This window comes from Aeromonas molluscorum (genome assembly GCF_051376105.1).
Lineage (GTDB): Bacteria > Pseudomonadota > Gammaproteobacteria > Enterobacterales > Aeromonadaceae > Aeromonas > Aeromonas molluscorum.
This window is the reverse complement of the sequence record NZ_JBPQCY010000001.1, coordinates 1,864,738-1,884,427: the sequence shown is the minus strand read 5'-3', so window position 1 is coordinate 1,884,427 and position 19,690 is coordinate 1,864,738. Positions and strand designations below refer to the sequence as shown.

Sequence of the window (19,690 nt, the reverse complement as noted above, 5' to 3'; positions counted from 1 at the left end):
CCTGATGGAGATACCATGACGCAGCCACACCCGGAACTCTCAGCAGCCCAACTCAAGTGGCTGCCCTGGCTGATCGCGGTCGGCTTTTTCATGCAGACTCTCGATGGCACCATCCTCAATACCGCGCTGCCCAGCATGGCAGAGACCCTGGGCGAGAGTCCGCTGCAGATGCAGTCCGTGATCATCGCCTACATGCTGACGGTGGCGCTGCTTATCCCGGCCTCCGGCTGGCTGGCAGACAGATTCGGCACCCGCCGTGTCTATCTGTGGGCCATCAGTCTGTTCAGCCTGGGCTCCCTGGCCTGTGCCATGTCCAATACCCTCACCATGCTGGTGGTGGCGCGGGTGCTGCAAGGGGTGGGCGGCGCCCTGTTGATGCCGGTGGGGCGCCTGGCCGTCCTGCGGGCCTTCAGCAAGCGCGAACTGCTCAGGGTGATGTCGTTTGTGACCATACCGGGCCTGGTGGGGCCACTGATAGGCCCGGCTCTGGGAGGCTGGCTGGTGGAGGTGGCGAGCTGGCACTGGGTCTTCCTCATCAACTTGCCGGTGGGGTTGCTGGGTTTCATCGCCAGCTGGCATTACATGCCCGAGATGCGACGGGAGACGCCCAGGTTCGACTGGCGAGGTTTCGTGATGTTCAGCGCCGGCATGGTGCTGGTGTCGGTTGGCTTGCAGGGATTGGGGGAGCACAGCCTCTCCACCGGCTGGTCGTTGCTGCTGCTGATCACCGGGCTGGCGGCCATGGCGAGTTACTGGCTCTATGCCGCCAATGCCGAGCGACCCCTGTTCAGTCTGGCGCTGTTTCAGACCAAGACCTTCGCCATCGGGGTCTGGGGCAACCTGTTCGCCCGCCTGGGCAGCGGCGCCATGCCGTTTCTCACCCCGCTGTTTCTCCAGCTCGGTCTGGGCTATTCGCCGAGCACAGCCGGCATGACCATGATCCCGACCGTGCTTGGCGCCATGTTGACCAAGGCCCTGGTCAACCGGCTGATCCCGCGCATCGGCTATCGCCGCATTCTGGTGAGCAATACCCTGTTGCTCGGCGCCCTGATCGCCAGTTTCGGTCTCATCGACAACGATCTGCCCTACTGGGCCCTGCTCATCTGGCTGGGGGTATTTGGTGCCGTCAACTCGTTGCAGTTCTCCGCCATGAACACCCTCACGCTGCAAGACCTGAGCGCCGAGCATGCCAGCAGTGGCAACGGCCTGCTCTCGGTGGTGATGCAGCTCTCCATGAGCCTGGGGGTTGCCATTGCCGCCAGTTTGCTTGGTCTGTTTGCCGCCGCCCAGAGCGAAAACTGGTTGCACGGTTTTCACCTCACCTATCTCAGCATCGGGCTGATGTCGATGCTGGCGGCCATGATCTTCGCACAGCTGGCCGATGAGCGGGAGGAGAGGCGGGACGGCGCGGACTGAAAGGCTCCCTCTGTCTGGTACCCCGTGACGGGGCGCCGAAACGAACAAGGGCGGCCCATGGCCGCCCTTGTTGCGTGCGGGGATCAGACGTTGAACTGATCGACCGCCTTGTGCAGCAGGCTGGCCTGCTCGGCCACATTCTGGCTGGCGCGACTGTTCTGTTCGGCCTGCACCATGGCCTCGTTGGCGATGTCGCGGATCACCACGGCATTGCGGTTGATCTCGCTGGCCACCGAGCTCTGCTCCTCGACCGCAGTGGCTATCTGGGTGCTCATGTCCATCATCTGGCTCATCTGATGGGTGATGTTGGCAAGCTGCTGGCTCGCCTCGGCGGCGGCTTCGACACTGCGCTCCCCTTGAGTGCGGCACTCGCCGATCAGGCTGACCACGCTGTGGGTGCGGTTTTGCAGCCCGCTGACGATGGTGGCTATCTCGCTGGTGCTCTGCTGGGTGCGCATGGCCAGGTTGCGTACCTCGTCGGCAACCACGGCAAAGCCGCGGCCCTGCTCACCGGCCCGGGCGGCTTCGATGGCAGCGTTGAGGGCCAGCAGGTTGGTCTGCTCGGCGATGGCGCGGATCACCGCCAGCACATTGCCGACCTGCTGGCTCTCTTCGGCCAGCTCTTGCACCACCAGGCTGGAGGCTTCCAGCTTGGCGGAGAGGGAGTGGATCACTGCCATCGTCGTCTCCACGCTCTCCCGGCCCTGCTGGGCACTCAGGTTGGTGGTGCGGGCGCTGTCGGCGGCGCTCTCCGTGTTGCTGGCGATTTCCTGGACAGTGCTCTCCATCTCGGTGGCGGCGGTGGCGACCAGATCGCTCTCTTGCAACTGCTGCTGGGTGCCTTCCCGAGCGGCATTGGCGTTGCGCTGCAGCTGGGCGGTGAGCTGCTCAAGGTCCGTGACCGAAGCAATAACCTGACCTATGACCTGATTGAAGTGCTCCAGCATGGTATCGAAGTCACGGCCCATGGCGCCAAACTCGTCCTTGCTGTTGATGCGGGCGCGCAGGGTGAGGTCGCTGCTGGCGGTAACCCGGCGCATGATGTCGGCCAGCCGCTGCAGGCCGGTCATGACGTCGCGGCCGATGAGCAGATTGAGGCAGAGTGCCACCACAATGCCCAGGGAACAGAGCAGCCCCATGATCCAGAGGATGCGGCTATGGTTGGTCTCGGCCTCCCTGGCCAGATCCTGAGCCAACACTATGCCGGCCTGGCGCATCTGCTCGGCGCTGCGGTTGAGATCGGCGCGCAGCCCCTCTTCGGCACTCAGACCCAGCCGTTGTTCTTCCGCCACCAGGGCGGTGAAGTTCTGACGGTAGCGTTCGAGCAGGGCGGCGAGGGCCGGTTCCGAGGCCAGGGCGGCGGTCAGGGGAGCCAAGTTTTGCTCAAACTTGTCTCTATAACGCAGCTCGCGGCGCAACATGAAGTCTTTCTCGTCCCGGCGCAGTTGCAGCATCAGCAAACTCTCCTGCTCTTGGCCACGGCTTTTGAGCTCCTTCTCGAGGGCATGAATGGCCTCGCGCAGTGCGCCGTAGTAACCGGTCTCCGGGGTGAGGCCGATCTTCTCCTGCTGGGCACGCAGGGCTTCGAATTGGCGGGCATAGTCCTGCAGCAGGCTGGCGAAGGTGAGGATGTCGCCCTGCTGGCGCCCCTCGTGGTGGCTGGCCATGTCGGTGAGCAGGCGGCTGGTTTCATCCCGCAAGGCCGCGAAAGCGGTGGCCGCGGCGGGATCCCTGCGTAGCAGAAACTCTTTCTCTTTCAGGTTCAGGGCGATGAGATCGGCCTCAGCCTGCTTGGTCAGCAACATCTCGGCGCTGCTGCGCGACTCCTGTGCGGAGAAGTAGAACACGACCCCCATGACGATGGCCTGGATCCCGGCCACCAGGATGGCGGATAACAAGAGTTTCTGCTTGACGCTCACGGCGACCTCAACGAGCAAATGATGTGCACAGCGTATCGGCGCGTGAAGCTATATCTTGAAGGCAAGATTGGACTTTTATGCTGAACTCGGTAACTCAGGACTCGATGGATTCTGTCACGGCCTTGTCATACAGATAAATAATCTGGCACTCCAGCCGATCCAGCAGGGCGGGCAGGGCATCAGTCGCCAGTTCCATGGTCAACTCGGGCAACCCCGGGGTCCAGGTGAACGAGGCGTGGGTCAGCAGGGCGGGATCAAGCAGCAGGGGGATGTCGGCGCGAGGCAGAAAGGGACACACGGCGCCGGGCAGGCAGCCTGTCTCCTGCTGCATCTGGTCCGGGCCACAGATGGAGGGCTTGGCGCCGAAATGGTCCCGAACGGCTTTGGCATCGAGACGTCCCTCCTTGTGGGTCAGCAAGAGGGCGAAGCGACCATCCTTGAAGCGCAGAAACAGTGTCTTGCTGAACACCCCAAGCCAGCCGAGGCGCGCCTTGACCCGCTCGTCCGTGGCGTAATCGAGTATGGGTTCATGGCGGTATTGCCGATGGGGCAGCTCGGCCAGCAGTTGCAGGTTGAAGGCGTGGATCTGGTGCAGGCGTTCGATATCGGCACTGGCAGTCGCGAGGGTTGTGCTGTGGTCTTGGGACATGATGGGCTCCTGTGTGGTCCCCATAGTGCCCCCTCTGCCCTCGACTGACTAATCAGAACTTCTTATCAGAGATTACCCCCCTCAGACCATAGGTTAGCTGGCGGGCGAGAGGCTGGCCCGCCAGCGCGCCGAGGATCAGGCCAGGGCGTGAGCGGGCATCCAGGCAAAGGGAATGGGCGTGAGTCGCTGGGAGGCTTTGTCGTAGGCTGTCCAGTGCTCGGCCAGCGGGTGGCCCGTCTCGGGATGGAGCAACGCGGGGGCCAGCTCGGCCAAGGGCCAGAGCACGAAGGCGTTAGTCAGTATCTCGCCACGGGGCAGGGCGACGGGCTCCTGACAGACGAGATCCCCATAGAGCAGCAGGTCGAGATCCAGAGTGCGGGGGGCAAACTTTTTGGCATCGGGCTCACGACCGTGAGCAAACTCCATGGCCCTCAGCTGGCGACAGAGCTCGGCCAGCGTCAGCTCTGTCTCGGCGCCGACCACCAGGTTGTAGAAGGGGCGACCGGCAAAGCCGACCGCCTCGCTCTCAAACACCCGGGAAACCTCAAGGGGGCCACACAGTTCGTGCAGGGCATCGAGCCCGGCACGGATATGGTGTTCGCGCGCAATGTTGGAGCCCAGGCTGATGTAGATACGCGTCATAGGGCCTTCCCCCACTGCCCCTGGATGCCAACGCGGATCATCACTGTTCGCTCGCGGCCGGTATGCGATGACGCAGTATCTCGACCCCCACACCGGCGGCGTTGGGCACGGCGCCAGGCTTGGTCAGCGTCACCTTGACCCACTGCACCCGAAAGTCAGTCAGTATGAGGTGGGCGACCTGCTCGGCCATGGTTTCCACCAGCTCCACTACCTTGCTGCTGGCGTACTCCGACACTTTCTGGGAGAGCGTGGCGTAATCGAGCGCCAGCATGATGTCGTCGCCCGCGGCGGCGGGGCGGTTGTCAAAGCCCATCTCGAGGTCAAAACGGAGCTTCTGGCGGATGCCTTTTTCCCACTCGTATACCCCTATGGTACTCAAAACCTCGAGTCCACGAATAAACACCTTGTCCATGACAGTACTTCTTCTTTACTCTTGATGGGCTGTGAAACAGCGCAGGGATGCTGGCCTGGCAGATCACGTGCCATTGGCGAACGGACCGGGTTAACCGGACCGGAGAATGTGGCCCGCATCATACCCCATTCATATCGTGGTAAAAACGACCAAGATGACGGCCCTGACGATTTTGATGATTATTCTGGCCTATCTGGGCGGATCCTTGTCCAGTGCCGTGCTGGTGTCACGCACCAGCGGCCTGCCGGATCCGCGGGATCATGGTTCCCACAATCCGGGGGCGACCAATGTGCTGCGTCTCGGGGGGCGAGGGGCCGCCCTGCTGGTGTTGCTGCTCGACATGCTCAAGGGCACGGCGCCCGTCTATCTCTCCTGGTTTCTTGGCATCAAGCCCGTCTATCTGGGCTTTATCGGCGTGGCAGCCTGCCTGGGCCACATGTACCCGCTCTTCTTTCACTTTCGTGGTGGCAAGGGGGTCGCCACGGCACTCGGCACCATGCTGCCCATCGGGCTCGACATGGGGGCAATGGTCATAGTGAGCTGGCTGCTGGTCGCCCTGCTCAGTGGTTACTCCTCCCTGGCTTCCATAGTGACCGTGCTGCTGGCACCCCTGTTTGCCTACCTGCTCAAACCTGAATATACGCTGCCGGTCTCACTGCTCTCTTGTCTTATCCTGATCCGCCACCACGAAAATATTGCCCGTCTGCTCAAGGGCGAAGAGCCCAGACTGTGGCGCAGGCGGGGGCAGGATCGGGGTTGAGCCGGGCGAGAAATGCACAAAAGCCCGCTTGTTGTGCAAAAAAGAGACGAACGAGACAAAAAGTAAAATTTCCCGTTGACCACCAAGGGCAAAATCCGTTTAATAGCGGCCACGCCCAGATAGCTCAGTCGGTAGAGCAGGGGATTGAAAATCCCCGTGTCGGCGGTTCGATTCCGTCTCTGGGCACCATATTAGGTGCCATGAAGTAAAAGTTTGGTTCATGCACAGCAGTTAAAGTGTGCCGGCTTAGCTCAGTAGGCAGAGCAACTGACTTGTAATCAGTAGGTCACCAGTTCGATTCCGGTAGCCGGCACCATTTATAGATTGCCCAGATAGCTCAGTCGGTAGAGCAGGGGATTGAAAATCCCCGTGTCGGCGGTTCGATTCCGTCTCTGGGCACCAAGTACAATTCCTCCTTAGTTCAGTCGGTAGAACGGCGGACTGTTAATCCGTATGTCGCTGGTTCAAGTCCAGCAGGAGGAGCCAACACAAAAGCCCAGCAGCAATGCTGGGCTTTTTCTTTGCCTGTTTTTTACGGCTGACCAGATTTGCATGGCAGGTTCGGTTATTGCGTGTCGATGGAGTCATGGTCTGCTGGCGAGCGTTGAGTCTATCAAGTGTCCCCTCTCTGCTGTTGTTTCACCTGTGGATCAGTCCTGCGTCACTTTGCCAGCATGATACCTTGCATTTTTAGCCAGAATGCCTCCTGACAGGCGTTGTGGAACAGCTTGCGTGGCGGCGTGATGGGCATGTGGCTGGTAACAACTCGATAGCTTATCCAGCATTCGGCGCATAGCTGTTCTGAGGAGAGATGGTCCTGCTCTATCTGATGACAGATGACGACCCCATTGGCGAACCAATAGGTGGTTTGCTGGTGCTGGATCAGGGTGCCACTCTCGTCATGCTCGCTATAGTGTTCACTCTGCTGGCGGGTGATGGTCGCCGGTCCCGGCTGCCGATGGATTGCATTGATATAGGTAATGAGCTGATTCATTGCCGTTCTTGTCTGTGATGGGGGCTGGGTTTGGGCGCTGGCCGAAGGCGTCGAGATCTTAACTTGCTGCACCGCGGGCGGCAATCCTGCCCGGATGCGGAAGTGGTGACTGCATGAAGGAGATAAGTGATGGGGATCCCCCAAGACAAGGCCGAGCTGCTGCTCGCCATCGACACGAATTTTGGCAAGCTGCTCAAGGCGTTGCAGGCCGTCCCCGAGAGCCGGGCACAGAAGTTGACCATGGAAGGGCACGGCAAGGGCACCAGCATGAGTGCTGCCAACCTGGTGGCCTACCTCATCGGCTGGAATGAGCTGGTGATCAAGTGGATCGAGCGGGATGCGGCGGGCTTGCCGGTCGATTTTCCCGAGACGGGCTTTAAGTGGAACGAGCTGGGCAGGCTGGCCAAAAAGTTCTATCGGGATTATGAGGGGCTGGCCTATCCGGCACTGCTGGCCCGGCTGATGGCGGCCAAGGCTCGCATCATCGAGCTGATCGCGGTGCGCGGTGACGATGAGTTGTATGGTCGCCCCTGGTATGAGCAGTGGACCCTGGGGCGGATGATCCAGTTCAACACCGCCTCTCCCTACTACAATGCCAACGGGCGATTGCGCAAGTGGTTGAAGGGGATCGGCATTCAGGTATGAATGCCCCCGGTGTTGCAGATGGCGATGCTGCCCATCTTTGTATCCTCGCTACTCATTCCTGCCCGCTCGTAACACGTCCAGAATGACCTCGGTTTGAGGCTCTTGGAGTATCTAGGAAAGCAGGGGTGATTCAAGTGTCACAGGCATAAGATATGTAAGCCTCAAATTAAAAGAAGCTCTTTGGCTGTGTCGGCGGTTCGATTCAGTCTCTGGGCTCCAAGTACAATTCCGCCTTAGCCCAGCCGGTAGAACGGCGGACGGTTAATCCGTATGTCGCGGGTTCAAGTCCCGCAGGAGGAGCCAATACAAAAGCCCAGCAGCAATGCTGGGCTTTTGTATTCCATTTTCCCCATTAAAGCCGATGACGCAGCCCATCAACATGATCAGCACTAGGCGGGGTTGAGTGGGGGCTGGTGTTTTACCGCTACGGCAGCGGCTGTCGTCTGGCTGTGTTGGAGGGGCGACAAATCTGCATGTACGCAGCAAAAAAAAGGCTATATTGAGCTGCGCCGCCCTGCGGGACGGCTCTTCCTGCCTTTATAGAGAGCGCATCATGAACCGTGAATTTACCGCCCAGTTTATCAAAATGCTCACCAACCTCGACCAGCTGCTGGTCAAGGCTGCGGCCCACGCCGAGAGCAAGAAGTGCGATGTGAACAATTTCTTCGGCGATCGACTCATTGTCGACATGTTGCCCCTGAGCAAGCAGGTATTGATCTGCTGCGAATCGGCCAAGGCCTGCGTGGCGACTGCCAGCCACAGCGACAATCCGAGCTTCGCGGACGAGCCAGCCACCATGGCGGATCTGCGCGGCCGCATCCAGGCGACCATCGACTTCCTGAAGGGCCATCTGGAGTCTGACTACAGTGCGTTCGAGAGCGGCAAGTACTTCCCTTACTGGGCCAATGGCAAGTGGATGGATGGCAAGACCTGCTTCTACGAGTACGGGTTGCCGAACTTCTACTTCCACCTGACCATGACTTATGCGCTGCTGCGCCGCGCCGGGGTCGAGCTGGGCAAAGGGGACTATCTGGGCGCCCTGGCATTCCATCAGCCGGAATAAGGCAAACGGGATTCAATAAAAACGGGCCTGCCAGGGTGGCAGGCCCGTTTTTATTGGCCGGCAGGCAAACCATTCTCTGTCCGGTTCATCCCAGGAGGGGCAGATAGACATGCTGATAGGCCAGGGCCCCGGCGGAGTAGAGCAGCAGGGCGGCCATGATGAGATTGAAGTACCTGAACCAGCGTGGGTCTTGAATGCGGCGGCCAACCAGATCCCCCAGCAGTGAATAGCTGCCCGGTGCGCCAGCCGCCAGCAAGCCAAGCAGCAGAGACCAGGATAGCAGGCTCCAGCCGTGGATCTGCGCCGCCGGGAACTGGATGCTGGCAATGGGCAGGGTCGCTATCATGGCCTTGGGATTGAGCAGCTGGATCACAAATCCATTGCGAATGCCGAGCGGGCGGGCCGAGGCCGCTTGTCCGCTGACCTCGCCCTTGTCGCGGGCTATCTTGATGGCGAGATAGGCGATGTAGAGGCAACCCACCAGGCTGACATAGATCAGGGTCTCTGCTCGAACCAACCGGGCCCCCAGCCATCCAAACAGAAGCAGTAGCAGACACATGGCCATGCCCACCCCCATGAAGAAGCCGAGGGAGGCTCGGGCACGCCCACCCAGGCCTGCATTGAGGCCCATCAGGTTGACGGGGCCAGGGGTATACATGATGCCAATGGCATAGGCGAGGATCTCAATCATGGAACTGTCCTTGGGCTCAGCTGATCAGGTTGGCGCTGTATTGGGTCGGGGTCATGCCGTAGATGCGCTTGAAGCGACGGTTGAGGTGGCTCAGATCGGTGAAACCGTAGCGGTACACCAGATCCTGCGCCGATTCCCCCCTCTCCAGGGCGCGGCGCGCCGCATTGATGCGGCAGTTGATCACATATTGATGGGGTGTGATGCCGAGCTGCTGGCGAAACAGGCGCAGGAAGTGGTATTTGGAGATATTGGCTGCCGCACTGATATCGGCCAGGGAGATATCTTGCTGGAAGTGGCCATGGATAAAGTCTCTGGCCTGCAACAAGAGTCGATCTATGCGGCTCACCTGGCCATCCGGCTCAAAGCGTCCCGCCTGCTGCATCACCCGGGCGGCGAGACGATAGAGGGCAAACTCCTGCTCTATGCTGGCTGCCCGGCTATTCACCGCCTGAGCCAGCTCGAGTATGCAGTCGCTCAGCCCGCTGTCGCGTACCAATGGCTGCTGCAATCGGTACGGCCCGGTAGCTCGCTCTCCCGCCGCATTGGCAAACAGTGGCGTGATTTCGTGGGGGGGAATATAGAGCATGGCGTAGTCGAGGCTGGCGTTGTCTCCCGCATGGCCGTCATGCACATCCCCTGGATTGAACTGGATGACGCTGCCCGCCGGACTTGAGTGGAAGCCGCCATGGCAGAAGAAGTTCTGTCGGCCCGCCAGCGTGACCCCGAAGGAATACTCCTCATGAGCGTGCCGATCGTAGCGAAACTCCGTCATGTTGACCCGCAGTGCAGTCAGGCTCGCCAGGTGCTGGCTGTGTGCAAATATGAACTGATTATCCTGCGCCATCGCTCCCCCCTCTTTACCGTGAACCCATGCCCTAATCTACCGTCAAGGAGTGGATGGTCGCTTGGACAATCTTGCTCTTTGTCGCCGATGAGGGGCAGGAGGGAAGATTTGAGTCATTTGGTGCGCGGCTTTTGGGTGCAGTGCCAATCCGGTCACATCCTTGTCAACAAAAGCGGGCTAGTTTAATGGGTGACCTCAACACAGCATAAGGATGCAACCATGGGATGGTATGAACTCAAGCTGGCCAAGAACGACCAGTATCACTTCGTGCTCAAGGCCGGTAATGGCGAAGTGATCCTCAGTAGCGAGATGTATAACAGCAAAGCGGCGGCGCAAAACGGCATCGCCTCAGTGCAGACCAACTCTCCCGAGGCGGGCCAATATGAGCTGAAGGAGGCCGCCAACGGCAAGTATCATTTCAATCTGAAAGCGAAAAATCACCAGGTCATCGGTTCCAGCCAGATGTATGCCAGCCAGGCTTCGGCCCAGAATGGCATCGCCTCGGTGCAAACCAACGGACCCTCGGCGACCATTAAGGATCTGGCCGTCTAACGAGACCGGGTCTCATGGTCCGGTGTCGCGTTTGCTTCATCGCTTGCGAGGGGGCTGGACCTGCGTCGATTTGATCGCCGGGTAGCGGACCGGTTGCACCAAGCAGAAAGCCCCGCAGTGCGGGGCCTTCTCGGGCAGTGCATGTTCGACCACCATCCGGGGAAATCAGGCTATCGACAGGACACTTAGCGCTGCTTGCCGCTACCTATACCGAACGGGATGCGGTAGTCGCTGCTCTGCTCGCCCAGGCTGACGGTCAGCGTGCCTTGCGTGCGGCTGGGGATCTTCACCACTTGGGTGCCCGTCAGGTTGGCATGAACCGAGGTCAATACATCGCCGGATTCGTTACGCACCTCCAGCATGGGATTGGCCTTGCCATCGATCGCTGCGGTCGCGTGCCAGTTCACAAAGAGCACGCCCGGGGTGGCATTGAAGTCAGCGGGAACGGAAGCCTGGGCGACACCAGCGCTCATCAGACCTGCAACGGCCAGCATCTTGATTAGGTTTGTCATGTTCATTCACTCTCTTGGTTTTTATGTCATTGCCAAGGCCGGTTCGGCCTGAATCAATGCATCCGTGCAAGAGGTTATTCAAATAGTGTGTTGTTCTTCTGTTGATTGCCAACATCTTGCATTGATGATGCAGGTGTCCTGAACGACCTGTTATTTGGCCACTTGGCGTTCCTGCCTAAGCGTTGATTGAATATTAAACGCATCGGCTTGCCGATGTTAGCGAGATTATCTGGTCTAGTTGTTCAAAAAATATGAAGTCGATGTCCATCTTAGGTTCAGACAGTGGAGCATGGCGAGCCGTTGCACATGCGCCATCAATCAAGCCGACTCCTGACACTTGATTGTCATATGAAGCGCTTAAGGTGCAGCCTCATTTTCAATATGGTTCAAGGATGACTATGTTCCGCCCCTCTGCTCTCACCCTCGCCCTCTCTGCCAGTCTGACAATGACACTGTTGGCCGGTTGCAACTCAGAAAACGACTCTTCTCCTGCTACCACGCCCAGTGTCGACTATCAGTACAGTACCAAGGCCGTCTACGCGGCTCGCCAGGATGCGAGCAGTTATGAAGCGGCTCCGGCAGGTTTCACCCCGGTCTTTACCGAACTGGTGGCGCGCCATGGCTCCCGCTCCTTGTCTAGCCCCAAGTACGATGTCCTGACCAGGCAGGTCTGGGAAGCTGCCGCCCGGCAGGGAGCCCTGACCGAACTGGGTCAAGGTCTGGGAACCAAGGTGGATGCCGTCACTGCGGCCAACCAGCAACTCGGCTATGGCCTGCTCTCGGCCCTCGGCAAGGAGGAGCATGCCAAGCTGGCGACCCGCCTGGCCGAGCGGTTGCCCACCTTGTTCGGCAAGGGAGGTGCGCCCGCCTGCATCCAGGTTGAGACGTCGGGCAAGGACAGGGCCAACGAGAGTGCCTTTTACTTCATGCAGAGCTTGGCCCAGCGGGTTGATTATGTGAACGATGATGCCCGTTGTTACGTCAGCCAGGATGATCCCTCCGTCATCGACAAGGGGCTGCGCAACAAATTCGAGCTCTACTTCCACAAGACGGAGCCGGAAGGGGACTACCTCAAATATCTGCCTGCCTTCCAGGCCTATCAGGCGTTCGTCGGGGATGAGGAGGCGGGCATGATACCCAACCCCGTACTCAGTCAGGCCCTCGGCAGTCTCAAAGGGCTGGACAAGACCCGGGCCATGGCGCGTTCCATGCTTGAGCGTATCTACAGTAAAAGCTTCGTCGACTACCTGGCTGGCGGCGTCGAGTTTGTGGCCATCAACCCTGAGGATGGCGGCATGACCTATGTCCACGACGAGGTGGATGCAGCCCTGATGCTCTACAACCTCTTCATCATCGGCCCGGGCATGATCCGCGAGGCCGATGCTCAGGGCGTCTCCTGGGAGCTGGAGCAGTATCTCAGCCCGGAGGAGTCGGCATGGTTCTCCTACCTCTCGGATGCGGAGGATTTTTACGAGAAAGGTCCAAGCTTCGCCGATCAGAGTGCAACCTACGACATAGCTCAGGCTCTGCTGGATGGCATGTTCAACGAAGTGCAGCGCCAGGTCGTGGAAAACGCCGGCGAACACCTCGCCACGCTGCGCTTTGCCCATGCCGAGACCATCATACCCCTGGCTGCCCTGATGAAGCTGGAGGGCAGTCGGCAGAGCGCTCAGCCGGGCGTGCTGATGAGCCAGGCCAACAACGAATGGCGCGGTGGCTGGGTCTCTCCTTATGCTGCCAACATCCAGTGGGATGCCTATCGCGATGACAGGGGCAAGGTCTTGGTCAAGATGCTCTACAACGAGAAAGAGACGGCGTTCAAGGCAGGGTGCGTTCCCATCAAGAGCGGCAGCGCTTTCTATGAGTTCGGTGAGCTCAAGCGCTGCTACGGTTATCCGTCATGACGTTCGCTCGGTATCTCTGATGGAGCGGGTCTGTCATCACAGACCCGCCTCTATTTGGCGAAGTCATGCGGGGTCGGCGCGCCGCCGCCCCCCATGCCAGGTGGTGCCCATCGAGGCGGCGATGATGGCGGCTATCCCCAGCCACTGCGCAGGAGGCAGTTGCTCTCCCAGCAACAGCAACCCCATCAGGGCGCCCATGGCGGGTTCGCCGCTGGTCAGTATGCCGTAGCTCTTGAGCGGCAACCGGCGCAGGGCAAACATCTCGAGGGAGTAGGGGATGGCACTCGAGAGCAGCCCCACTCCCGCTATGGTCAGCACCAGGGGGAGGGTGAAGCAGGCCTCGCTCGCCCCGCCGAAGCCGAAGGGCAGCACCAGCAGGGTTCCCACCCACATGCCAAGGGCCGGGGCCTGGGCCCCCAATAAGGCACCGGCCCGCTTGCCGGTCAGCATATAGAGCCCCCAGAACACGCCAGCGCCGAGGGCCAATGCGGCCCCTTGGGGATCGATGGCCTGTTCGGCCTCCCGCAGCGGCAGCAGCAACAGCAGACCGACGATGGCCAGCGCCAGCCAGATGAAGTCTTCCCGGTGGCGGGAGCTGAGCAGCGCCACCGTCAGCGGGCCGATGAACTCGATGGCCAGCGCCACACCGAGGGGGATGCGCTCTATGGCCAGATAGAAGAGCAGGTTCATGGCTCCCAGCGAGAGTCCGTAAGGGATGGCCCCCAGCAGGGTGCGTCTGTCGAGTGGCGCTCGCCAGATTCTAAACACCAGGGAGAGGAGGAGAGCGGCGCACCCCAGCCGAAACAGGGTGGTGCCGGCGGCCCCGATCAAGGGAAACAGCGACTTGGCCAGGGAGGCACCTAGGGTAATCGACAGCATGGCGAGCATGACCGCCAGCAGGGAGGAGAGGGTCGTGGCATTCGGTGGCATCTTGTTCAAACCTGAGCAGGGAAGGGAAAGTAAAATATATCTGGCGATAGCCGTAATTTAGGTCTAAAACTGGCCCCACTCGATAATTTTTATCTCTTTATCCCCCATGACCGACAAGTTCGATTTGCTCATTCTCTCCGAGCTGCAGCAGGATGCCCGTCTGCCTATTCCCGAGCTGGCCCACCGGGTCGGCCTCTCCGCTCCCGCCTGTTATCGCCGGGTCCGGGCCCTGCGAGAGGCAAGCCTGATTGAGCGGGAGGTGGCGCTGGTGGCGCCGGCGACCATGGGCTGGCCGATCACCATGCTGGTGCTCGTCACTCTGGAGCGGGATCATGGTCGTATCATCGATGAGATGATCGCCGGCCTGAAAGGGGAGCCAGAGGTCATGGACCTCTGGTATGTGACGGGTGAGCAGGACTTCGTGCTGCAGGTCGCCGCGCGAGACATGCCGAGCTACGAGCAGTTCACCCGGCGGGTGCTGCATGCCAGGGAGCAGGTGCGCAGCTTCAAGACCCTGGTGGTCATGGGGCAGCACAAGCGCTGCGGGGCCTTGCTGCCTGCCTGAGGTGGGCGCCTCTACTGCGAAGACGTGCCTGCAAGCCATTGGCAAGCGGTCATGAACAAGATGGATCGGCAGGCGACTTGGCCGCTGCGCCGAGTGCGAGCCGGGGCAGGATTGTCTGTCCCGATTGGGTCAGATGTCAGCCAGCTCCTGCGCCGTCATGGGGCGCAACACCCGACAAGGGTTGCCGACCGCGACCACATTGGCCGGGATATCTTTGGTCACCACGGATCCGGCCCCGATCACGCTGTTATCGCCAATGGTGACACCCGGGCAGATGACGGTGCTGCCACCTATCCAGACGTTGTTGCCGATGCGCACCGGCTTGCCGAACTCGACCCCGGCCACCCGTGGCATCACCGCCACCGGATGGGCGGCGGTGTAGATCTGAACCCCGGGCGCCAGCAGCACGTTGTCACCTATATGCACCTCGCACACATCGAGGATGGTGCAATTGACGTTGGCGTAGAAGTTCTCCCCCAGATGGATGTTGACGCCATAGTCGCAGAAAAACGGCGGGTTGATGGCACACGCCTGCCCCCGGCTGCCGAGCAGTTCCCGCAGCAGCGCATCCTGTGCCGGTTTCTCCTGCCAGCTGGTGTTGAAGCTGTGATAGAGGAAACGGCAGCGCTCGCGCGCCGCCTTGAGCTCGGGATCCCCCGCATCATAGGGCTGACCCGCCACCATCTTTTGCCACTCGGGCCCATGCGCGGGTTGCCGAGCCTCTGTGGTCGCCACTGTCGTTGTCTCTGTCATCATCTATTCCACCAGCCAGATCAGGGACTCATAGGGGCGCAGCAGGCAGGATTGCGGCTGAGTCGGGCTATCAGGGTAGTTGCCAAGCAGCAGGCGACCTTCATCGGCTTGCATTCCAGTGGGCAGGGCAAAGTCGACGGCCTCGCCGTAGAAGTTGCTCACTATCAACAAGGTCTGTCCCTGCCATTGGCGGCGATAGGCCCAGATCCGTTGATGGCCTGGTAACTGCTCCTGGTAGTCCCCCTGGGTGAAGATGGGATGTGCCTTGCGAAGTCGTACCAGATCCCGGTAGTGCCAGAAGACGGAGTCAGCATCGGCCAGCGCGGCTTCGGCGTTGATCGCGGTGTAGTTGGCGGCGGGCTTGAGCCAGGGCGTGCCTTTGGTAAAACCGGCGTTGGGGGCGGTACTCCACTGCATGGGGGTACGGGAGTTGTCTCGCGACTTGGCACCCAGAATGGCGAGAATTTCAGCTTCAGGTACGCCTTCGGCACGCTTGATGGCGAAGATATTGTGGCTCTCCACATCCTGGTAGTCATGGATGCTGTCATAACCGGGGTTGGTCATGCCGATCTCCTCCCCCTGATAGATGTAGGGGGTACCCTGCAGCCCGTGCAATGTGCTGGCCAGCATCTTGGCTGCCACCACCCGGTACTCGCCCTCATCCCCGAAGCGGGAGACGATGCGCGGCTGATCGTGGTTGCACCAGAACAGCGCCGACCAGCCCTTGCCGTGCATGCCGCTCTGCCAGTGGTTGAAGATGCGCTTCAGTTCGAGGAAGTCGAACGGCGCTTTCGTCCACTTGTCGCCATTGGGGTAATCCACCTTCAGATGGTGGAAGTTGAATACCATGGAGAGTTCGGATCCATCCAGCGCGCCGTAGCGCTGGCAGTGCTCCAGGGAGGTCGAAGACATCTCGCCCACCGTCATGGCGCCGACCGGGGCGAATACGTCGCGGCTCACGTCCTGCAGGAATTCGTGGATGCGCGGCCCGTCGGTGTAGAAGCGGCGGCCATCGCCAATCTCGTCGTTCGGGAAGCGCTGATCCTTGGAGATGAGATTGATGACGTCGAGGCGAAAACCATCGACCCCCTTCTGCGCCCAGAAGTGGATGACCTTCTTCACCTCGGCGCGCACGGCCGGGTTCTCCCAATTGAGATCCGCCTGCTCGCGGGCAAACAGGTGCAGATAGTACTGGTTTGTGGCCGCATCCAGCTCCCAGGCGCTGCCGCCAAACTTGGACTGCCAGTTGTTGGGCACGCCGCCATCCACCGGATCCTGCCAGATGTAGTAGTCGCGGTAGGGGCTGTTTTTATCCCCCAGCGCCGATTTGAACCAGACATGTTCGGTGGAGGTGTGGTTCACCACTATGTCCATCACGATGCGAATGTCGCGCGCGTGGGCGGCGGCCAGCAGCGCCTCGAAATCACTCATGGTGCCGTAGGCCGGGTCAATATTCAGGTAGTCGGCGATGTCATAGCCGTTGTCCACCTGGGGGGAAACATAGACAGGGGTCAGCCAGAGGGCGTCGACGTCGAGGATTTTGAGATAGTCGAGGCGGGCCATGATCCCCTTGAGATCGCCGGTGCCACGGGCACCCGAGTCCTGAAAGCTTTTGGGGTAGATCTGGTAAATCACGGCACTCTGCCACCAGGGAGTCTGTTTCATGGTCGTATCGCTCATCTTGTTGAAACGGGGTTATGGGTAGAACTGGGCCAATAAAAAGGGCGGAGCCTGGGCTCCGCCGTGGTACTTGTCGGTCAGGCAGCGCTCAGTTCCAGCTTGCCAGCCGCCTGCTGGCGTTTGTAGACCAGCATGGTCAGCGCCAGGGGAACCACGATGGCTACCAGCATGGCGATGGAGTAGATGCCCCAGAACTCTGGTTTGATGGTGAGGATACCTGGCAGGCCACCCACCCCGATGCCGTTTGACATGACATGGGCGAAGCCACAGATGAGGGCCGCACAGCTTGAGCCCACCATGGCGCACAGCATGGGGAACTTGTACTTGAGGTTGATGCCGTACATGGCTGGCTCGGTCACTCCCAGATAAGCCGAGATGGCGGCGGGCACCGAGATTTCCCGCTCGTTCTCCTTGCGGCTGATCAGGATGATGCCCACCACTGCGGATGCCTGGGCGATATTGGACAGCGCGATCAGCGGCCAGATGGGGGTACCACCAATGTCCTTCATCAACTGCAGGTCCACGGCATTGGTGGTGTGATGGATGCCGGTGATGACCAGAGGCGCGTAGAAGAAACCGAAGATGGCAGAGCCAATGGGGGCGAAATCGCCGGTCATGGCGGCTCTGGCGGCATAACCCACGCCTTCACCTATCCAGCGGCCAAAGGGGCCTATCAGGGTGTGAGCCAGGATGACGGTCACTATGAGAGCAACAAACGGCACTATGACCATGTAGAGATAGGCCGGGATGATGCGTCTGAGATTGGTCTCGAGCCAGGCCAGTACCACACCAGCGAGGATGGAGGGAATAACCTGGGCCTGGTAGCCCACCTTCTGGATGGTAAAGATCCCGAAGTCCCATACATCGGGTGTCGCGCCGCCGATGCCATAGGCATTCATCAACTGCGGCGATACCAGGGTGATCCCCAATACTATCCCGAGGATCTCTGAGCCCCCCATCTTTTTCACGGTAGACCAGCAGACGCCGACCGGCAGGAAGTGGAAGATGGCCTCGCCAATTAACCAAAGGAAGGAGTGAACCCCTGCCCAGAATTGGCTGATTTCGACGAGGGTATGGGTACCATCATCGAACATCTTGATGTCGCCGATGACGTTACGGAAACCCAGGATCAGACCGCCGGTGATGATGGCGGGCAGCAGGGGCACGAAGATCTCCGCCATATGGGAGATGGCGCGTTCCAGCGGATTCATGTTGTGGCGGGCGGCCTGCTTGGCGGCATCCTTGCTGCCGCCGCTGACCCCGATCTCCTCGGTGAGCGCCTTGTACCACTGGTCCACCTCGTTGCCGATGACCACCTGGAACTGGCCAGCGTTGGTGAAGCACCCCTTGACGGCGGGGATGGTTTCGATGGCCTTGATATCCGCCTTGGCCGGATCGGCCAGCACGAATCTCAATCGGGTCAGACAATGACTGACAGTGGTGATGTTCTCTTTGCCGCCAATCCGTTCGATCAGCTGCGCCAGATGCTGTGTGTTGACTTTTGACATGAGCCTTCCCTCTGTGACTCGATGAATAATGGTCGTTTTTTTGCTGGCTAGCCAATGACCGCCTGCTTATTGGTATCGTTCCCAACCAGCATGAAGCCAGTCGTGCTCTTCGGCAATGGGAACGTTCCCAATTCGTGGCAATGGTCACAAAAAGCGCAAAACGCCGAGGTTCAGGAGGAAAGATAGACTACAGGGGCTGACAGGGGGCTATGGTGGCCTTCGGCGCCTTGGCCTCTTCTATCTGGCCGAGCAACTGCCTGGCGGCCAGGATACCGGCATCTTTGTAGCCAAAATCCAGACTGAGGGCGTTGGCAAACAGGAAGGTGAGCATGGGATTGCTGCCCAGGCCGCTGACCAGAACATCGGTGCGTCCCTGTTCTTGCAGGTACTTGGCTGCGCCTATGGCCAGGGTGTCACTGGCGCAGACCAGGGCCTGGGTCGCCGGGGTGAGCAAGTTGGCGGCGAGTCGGTAGCCGCTTTGCAAGCTGAGATCGCCAAGGGCGGCATTAGGGCTGCGCCCTTGCTCCTTGCAGTAATCGAGATAAGCCTGATGGCGGCGCAGACCCGTGGTGAGATCCGTGCGATCGACTCCCAGATAGGCCACTTCATCAATGCCGCGCTCCTTGAGGTGCGCCAGCACGGCCCGCACCGCCCCCTCGTCATCGTAACAAACGGAGGAGAACCCGGGGCGTTCCCGCGCCATCAGCACCAGCTTGTCGGTCAGCGGCGCCATGGTGTCATAGTCGAGATCGTTGAAGGCAAACAGGATAATGCCGTCTACCCCGCGCCGGGACAGCACCGCCAGATGTTCGCTCACCTTGGCCGGGGAGAACTTGCTCTCCATCAGCACCGCGTCGTAGCCGCAGGCATAGAAGGTTTCAAGCATGCCGCGCACTGCTTGGTTCTCCGAGCTGGAATCGAGTCGGGATACCACTATGCCTATCACTCGTTGGCTCTGACTGCGCATGGCGCGCGCCGATTTGCTCGGCACGAAGCTGTGCTGGGCTATCACCGCCTCGACCCTGGCCCGGGTCTCGGGGTTGACCTTGGGATCCTGATTGAGCACCCGGGAGACGGTCGATTTACCGACCCCACTGAGGCTGGCTATATCTAGGATGGTCAGTTTCTTTTCCATGTGAGATCCGTGGCAGGGGAGCAGGGCAGACGACAAAGTGCAGACATTGTTGTGATTAAGGCCTGTGAATACAAGTCCATGGCGCTAGAATGGCTGCTCCGCCCATGAGGGCGCCC

General features: G+C 60.2%; 19 protein-coding genes, 4 tRNA genes and 1 pseudogene. 11 read left to right on the top strand and 13 right to left on the bottom strand.

Annotated features, from left to right (window positions below):
* Positions 1-15 precede the first annotated feature (15 nt).
* Positions 16-1,416, top strand: a complete 1,401-nt coding sequence (gene mdtD, locus ACSMDR_RS09285) for a multidrug transporter subunit MdtD (protein WP_436468004.1) — start codon at positions 16-18, stop codon at positions 1,414-1,416.
* Between the two features lie 83 nt (positions 1,417-1,499).
* Here the strand turns inward: mdtD and ACSMDR_RS09280 are convergent, their stop codons facing one another.
* The 4 genes from ACSMDR_RS09280 to folB all read right to left on the bottom strand — a co-directional run bounded on the left by ACSMDR_RS09280 (position 1,500) and on the right by folB (position 5,038).
* Positions 1,500-3,335, bottom strand: a complete 1,836-nt coding sequence (locus ACSMDR_RS09280) for a methyl-accepting chemotaxis protein (protein WP_436468003.1) — start codon at positions 3,333-3,335, stop codon at positions 1,500-1,502.
* Between the two features lie 94 nt (positions 3,336-3,429).
* Complete coding sequence (locus tag ACSMDR_RS09275; protein WP_436468002.1) at positions 3,430-3,984, bottom strand: YbaK/EbsC family protein; 555 nt, start codon at positions 3,982-3,984, stop codon at positions 3,430-3,432.
* A 135-nt stretch (positions 3,985-4,119) separates the two neighbouring features.
* Positions 4,120-4,626 carry a 2-amino-4-hydroxy-6-hydroxymethyldihydropteridine diphosphokinase gene (gene folK / locus ACSMDR_RS09270; RefSeq protein ID WP_005903661.1) on the bottom strand — a complete coding sequence of 169 codons (507 nt, stop codon included), beginning with the start codon at positions 4,624-4,626 and terminating at the stop codon, positions 4,120-4,122.
* A 40-nt stretch (positions 4,627-4,666) separates the two neighbouring features.
* Positions 4,667-5,038, bottom strand: a complete 372-nt coding sequence (gene folB / locus ACSMDR_RS09265; protein ID WP_005903658.1) for a dihydroneopterin aldolase — start codon at positions 5,036-5,038, stop codon at positions 4,667-4,669.
* 154 nt (positions 5,039-5,192) lie between these two features.
* On the opposite strand from folB, the pseudogene plsY reads away from it, so the two are divergent.
* The 5 genes and pseudogenes from plsY to ACSMDR_RS09240 all read left to right on the top strand — a co-directional run bounded on the left by plsY (position 5,193) and on the right by ACSMDR_RS09240 (position 6,284).
* Positions 5,193-5,864: pseudogene (plsY, locus tag ACSMDR_RS09260) on the top strand (glycerol-3-phosphate 1-O-acyltransferase PlsY).
* Between the two features lie 47 nt (positions 5,865-5,911).
* Positions 5,912-5,987: transfer RNA gene (locus ACSMDR_RS09255), tRNA-Phe, on the top strand.
* A 51-nt stretch (positions 5,988-6,038) separates the two neighbouring features.
* Positions 6,039-6,114: transfer RNA gene (locus ACSMDR_RS09250), tRNA-Thr, on the top strand.
* Between the two features lie 10 nt (positions 6,115-6,124).
* A tRNA-Phe gene (locus ACSMDR_RS09245) sits at positions 6,125-6,200 on the top strand.
* A gap of 8 nt (positions 6,201-6,208) precedes the next feature.
* Positions 6,209-6,284: transfer RNA gene (locus ACSMDR_RS09240), tRNA-Asn, on the top strand.
* Between the two features lie 175 nt (positions 6,285-6,459).
* Here ACSMDR_RS09240 and ACSMDR_RS09235 read toward each other — a convergent pair.
* Positions 6,460-6,792 carry a hypothetical protein gene (locus tag ACSMDR_RS09235; RefSeq protein WP_436468001.1) on the bottom strand — a complete coding sequence of 111 codons (333 nt, stop codon included), beginning with the start codon at positions 6,790-6,792 and terminating at the stop codon, positions 6,460-6,462.
* A gap of 129 nt (positions 6,793-6,921) precedes the next feature.
* On the opposite strand from ACSMDR_RS09235, the gene ACSMDR_RS09230 reads away from it, so the two are divergent.
* Both ACSMDR_RS09230 and ACSMDR_RS09225 read left to right on the top strand, forming a co-directional pair.
* Entirely contained in the window at positions 6,922-7,437 is a 516-nt protein-coding gene (locus ACSMDR_RS09230) for a ClbS/DfsB family four-helix bundle protein (protein ID WP_436468000.1), read from the top strand.
* A 553-nt stretch (positions 7,438-7,990) separates the two neighbouring features.
* Positions 7,991-8,500 carry a DUF1993 domain-containing protein gene (locus tag ACSMDR_RS09225; protein ID WP_005906928.1) on the top strand — a complete coding sequence of 170 codons (510 nt, stop codon included), beginning with the start codon at positions 7,991-7,993 and terminating at the stop codon, positions 8,498-8,500.
* An 85-nt stretch (positions 8,501-8,585) separates the two neighbouring features.
* On the opposite strand, the gene ACSMDR_RS09220 is transcribed toward ACSMDR_RS09225, so the two are convergent.
* Positions 8,586-9,191 (bottom strand): LysE family translocator, encoded by a 606-nt coding sequence (locus ACSMDR_RS09220; RefSeq protein WP_436467999.1) that lies wholly within the window; start codon positions 9,189-9,191, stop codon positions 8,586-8,588.
* 16 nt (positions 9,192-9,207) lie between these two features.
* Positions 9,208-10,035 carry an AraC family transcriptional regulator gene (locus ACSMDR_RS09215; RefSeq protein ID WP_436467998.1) on the bottom strand — a complete coding sequence of 276 codons (828 nt, stop codon included), beginning with the start codon at positions 10,033-10,035 and terminating at the stop codon, positions 9,208-9,210.
* 219 nt (positions 10,036-10,254) lie between these two features.
* On the opposite strand from ACSMDR_RS09215, the gene ACSMDR_RS09210 reads away from it, so the two are divergent.
* Positions 10,255-10,587 (top strand): YegP family protein, encoded by a 333-nt coding sequence (locus ACSMDR_RS09210; protein WP_436467997.1) that lies wholly within the window; start codon positions 10,255-10,257, stop codon positions 10,585-10,587.
* Positions 10,588-10,772: 185 nt separating this feature from the next.
* Here ACSMDR_RS09210 and ACSMDR_RS09205 read toward each other — a convergent pair whose 3' ends face one another.
* Positions 10,773-11,105: a hypothetical protein gene (locus tag ACSMDR_RS09205; protein ID WP_436467996.1), complete on the bottom strand. Its 333-nt coding sequence runs from the start codon at positions 11,103-11,105 to the stop codon at positions 10,773-10,775.
* A gap of 392 nt (positions 11,106-11,497) precedes the next feature.
* Between ACSMDR_RS09205 and ACSMDR_RS09200 the strand changes: the two genes are divergently transcribed.
* The gene (locus ACSMDR_RS09200; protein ID WP_495549120.1) at positions 11,498-13,003 is read left to right on the top strand and encodes a histidine-type phosphatase; all 1,506 of its coding nucleotides are present in this window, start codon (positions 11,498-11,500) and stop codon (positions 13,001-13,003) included.
* Between the two features lie 63 nt (positions 13,004-13,066).
* On the opposite strand, the gene ACSMDR_RS09195 is transcribed toward ACSMDR_RS09200, so the two are convergent.
* On the bottom strand, positions 13,067-13,933 hold the full coding sequence (locus tag ACSMDR_RS09195) for an EamA family transporter (protein WP_436467994.1): 867 nt from the start codon (positions 13,931-13,933) through the stop codon (positions 13,067-13,069).
* A 106-nt stretch (positions 13,934-14,039) separates the two neighbouring features.
* Between ACSMDR_RS09195 and ACSMDR_RS09190 the strand changes: the two genes are divergently transcribed.
* Positions 14,040-14,498 carry an Lrp/AsnC family transcriptional regulator gene (locus ACSMDR_RS09190; protein WP_436467993.1) on the top strand — a complete coding sequence of 153 codons (459 nt, stop codon included), beginning with the start codon at positions 14,040-14,042 and terminating at the stop codon, positions 14,496-14,498.
* 129 nt (positions 14,499-14,627) lie between these two features.
* Here ACSMDR_RS09190 and ACSMDR_RS09185 read toward each other — a convergent pair whose 3' ends face one another.
* The 4 genes from ACSMDR_RS09185 to treR form a co-directional block, all read right to left on the bottom strand.
* Positions 14,628-15,251: a sugar O-acetyltransferase gene (locus ACSMDR_RS09185; RefSeq protein WP_436468236.1), complete on the bottom strand. Its 624-nt coding sequence runs from the start codon at positions 15,249-15,251 to the stop codon at positions 14,628-14,630.
* A gap of 3 nt (positions 15,252-15,254) precedes the next feature.
* Positions 15,255-16,916 (bottom strand): alpha,alpha-phosphotrehalase, encoded by a 1,662-nt coding sequence (gene treC, locus ACSMDR_RS09180; protein WP_436467992.1) that lies wholly within the window; start codon positions 16,914-16,916, stop codon positions 15,255-15,257.
* Between the two features lie 92 nt (positions 16,917-17,008).
* A complete protein-coding gene (treB, locus tag ACSMDR_RS09175) occupies positions 17,009-18,439 on the bottom strand; it encodes a PTS trehalose transporter subunit IIBC (RefSeq protein ID WP_436467991.1) in 1,431 nt (476 codons plus the stop codon).
* A 187-nt stretch (positions 18,440-18,626) separates the two neighbouring features.
* The gene (treR, locus tag ACSMDR_RS09170) at positions 18,627-19,574 is read right to left on the bottom strand and encodes a trehalose operon repressor TreR (RefSeq protein WP_436467990.1); all 948 of its coding nucleotides are present in this window, start codon (positions 19,572-19,574) and stop codon (positions 18,627-18,629) included.
* Positions 19,575-19,690 lie beyond the last annotated feature (116 nt).